Origin of the sequence: Streptomyces cahuitamycinicus, from assembly GCF_002891435.1 — a bacterium.
Taxonomy (GTDB): domain Bacteria; phylum Actinomycetota; class Actinomycetes; order Streptomycetales; family Streptomycetaceae; genus Streptomyces; species Streptomyces cahuitamycinicus.
The window spans coordinates 1-2,534 of sequence record NZ_POUC01000712.1 but is presented as its reverse complement, the minus strand read 5'-3'; the positions used below and the strand labels follow the sequence as shown (position 1 = coordinate 2,534).

Below are 2,534 nucleotides of genomic sequence, written 5' to 3'. Positions count from 1 at the left end.
GGAGGGAGGGGACGGACGTGGAGCTGCGGGCTACCGCTGCCGACGGGCGTGCGGCGGAGCGGTGGTCTCGCGGAGGATGAAGCGGATGGGCATCTCGACGGGGCGCGGCGACACGGCGTTCGGTCCCTCCAGACGCGTCAGCAGCAGCCGGGCCGCCTCCCGGCCCTGGGCCGCGACCGGCTGGGCCACGGTGGTCAGCCCGACCACCTCGGACAGCTCGTGATCGTCGAAGCCGACCACGGACACGTCCTCCGGAACCCTCAGCCGGTGCCGGCGCAGGGCGCGCAGCGCGCCCATCGCCATCTCGTCGGACTGGGCGAACACGGCGGTCGGCGGATGGCGCAGCGCCAGCAGCTCCGTCATGGCCCGCTCACCGCCCTCGACCGTGTAACCGCCGTCGGCCTCCAGGGCGGGGTCCAGCTCGATCCCGGCGTCGGCCAGCACGTCCAGGTAGCCCTGCCGGCGGTCCAGGGGCGTGGTCCAGTGCAGCGGCTCGCTGGCGCCGGAGATCATGCCGATCCGCCGGTGGCCCAGGTTCACCAGGTGCCGTACGGCGCTCTCCGCCCCGCCCCGGTCATCGATGCCGACCACCGTGAAGCCGGGCCGGGCGCCGCCGACCGTGGTCGCCAGCGGCACGCCGAGGGAGCACAGGGCGGCGGCCTCCTCCGGGTCCGGGATCAGCAGGGAGAGTACGGCGTCGACCCGCTTGCGGATCGGCAGCTTGGTGAAGAAACGCTTGCGCGCCTCCGGTGAGCCGAGGTTGTACAGCAGGACGTCGTAGCCCTCGGCGCTGAAGACCTTCTCGGCGGCGTCCAGCACCGTGCCGAAGAACCAGCGGCCGACGTACGGGACGACGACGCCGATGGTGTAGGTGCGTCCGCTGGCCAGGCTGGAGGCCGAGCGTGAGGCGGTGTAGCCCAGCTCGGCGGCGGCCGCGACGATCCGGGCCCGCATCTGCTCCGACACTCCCGAACGGCCGCGCAGGGCGCGGGACACGGTGGACGCCGAGACCCCGGTGGCCTCGGCGACATCGGTGATGCTGACCGTCACGGGACGCTCCTTGATCGGGTGCGCGCCGCGTGACGGGAATCCGGAGCACGTCGGCGGGAGTGGGAGTGACGAGACCGTAAACCCGCTCACCTGGTTGCGCAAGCGTTTGCGTTCAGATTTACTTCGGCTGACTCTCAGAGGAACTCCCACCAGTACGAGTACAGCGCACGCGTTTGAGTGCCGCTGTCGGCAGACAGGACCTGTCCATGCGATACGCGCCGCCCGGCCTCTGCGTGAACGACTTCGACCTCCTGCGCCACGCGGACGGCACCTACACCGCGCTGCACCTTCAGGGCCCGTGGACGGCCGACTTCGACCACCTGCGCATGGAGACCTCGTACGGCCGGGCCACCTCCACCGACCTGGTCCACTGGGAACCGCAGGGCACGGCCTTCGGCAACGGCCTGCCGGGCCGCTTCGACCAGCAGGCGGTGTGGACCATGCACGCCTTCCCGCACGAGCCGGGCATGGCGATGCTCTACACCGCCGTCTCCGGACTCACCTCCGGCGGCTGGCCCCTGCAGTCGATCGGCCTGGCCCGCTCCGGACGCACCGACGGCACCGGCTGGCGCCGCCACGGCACGGGGCCGGTCGTCGAGGCGGACGGGCGCTGGTACCGCACGGGCGAACGCATGGGCTGGCGCGACCCCTTCGTCGTCCGCGACGACGAGTCCGACGGCTGGGTGATGGTGGTCTGCGCCGCCGACGCCTCCCTGCCCGTCGAGGTCAGCGGGTGCGTCGCCTGGGCGACCTCAGACGACCTGGAGCACTGGACCGTCCACCCGCCGCTGATCTCCCCCGGCGACGTCGACGAGTTCGAGTGCCCGGTCCTGGAACGCCTCGACGACGGCGGCTGGCTGCTGCTCGGCTCCATCGGCGCCACCCGGGGCTTCGAGGCGTGGACCGCTCCGCGCCTGCGCGGCCCGTGGACCCGCCGTGGCCCGCTCGGCCCGACGGGCGCGTACGCCCCGCGCGTCGTCGCCGCCCCCGACGGCTCCCGGGTCGTGCTGCACACCACCCCGCGCCGCGTCGGCCTCAGCGACACCGGCGAGCGCTGCCGCGGCATGCTCGCCCAGCCCAAGTCCCTCGCCGTGCCCGCGGATGCGGCACCCCGCCTGGAATGGTGGCCGGGCCTGGACCCCTGGCTCGGTGAGGAGACGTACGAGGCCCTCCTGCACGCGGTCGGCGACGTCGGCCTCTCCGGCCGCACCGAGATCACCCTGCGCACGCAGGACTCCGGCCCGGACCGGCCCGCGCTCACGGTCGGCTGCGACGGCAAGGACCTGTGGGTCACGGGCCCCGACGGCACCCCGCTCGGCGAGACCCTCCTGCCGGAACCCGCCGCCTCGCTGCGCATCCTCACCGTCGGCGAGTACGTCGAGGTCTACGCCGACGGTGTCTTCGTCCTCACCACCCTGTGCTACTCCGGCCGCCCCGCCCCCTGGACGGCCACCGCCGAGGACGGAGTCCGCCCCGTCGCCACC

Annotated in this window: 2 protein-coding genes; one reads left to right on the top strand and one right to left on the bottom strand. The window is 73.4% G+C overall.

Annotated features, from left to right (window positions below; all coding sequences use genetic code 11):
- Nucleotides 1-30: 30 nt before the first annotated feature.
- Complete coding sequence (locus tag C1J00_RS41940) at nt 31-1,050, bottom strand: LacI family DNA-binding transcriptional regulator (protein WP_102914056.1); 1,020 nt, start codon at nt 1,048-1,050, stop codon at nt 31-33.
- A 206-nt stretch (nt 1,051-1,256) separates the two neighbouring features.
- Between C1J00_RS41940 and C1J00_RS41935 the strand changes: the two genes are divergently transcribed.
- Nucleotides 1,257-2,534, top strand: a 1,278-nt coding sequence (locus C1J00_RS41935; protein ID WP_102914055.1) for a glycoside hydrolase family protein, incomplete at its 3' end; no start/stop codon positions are given.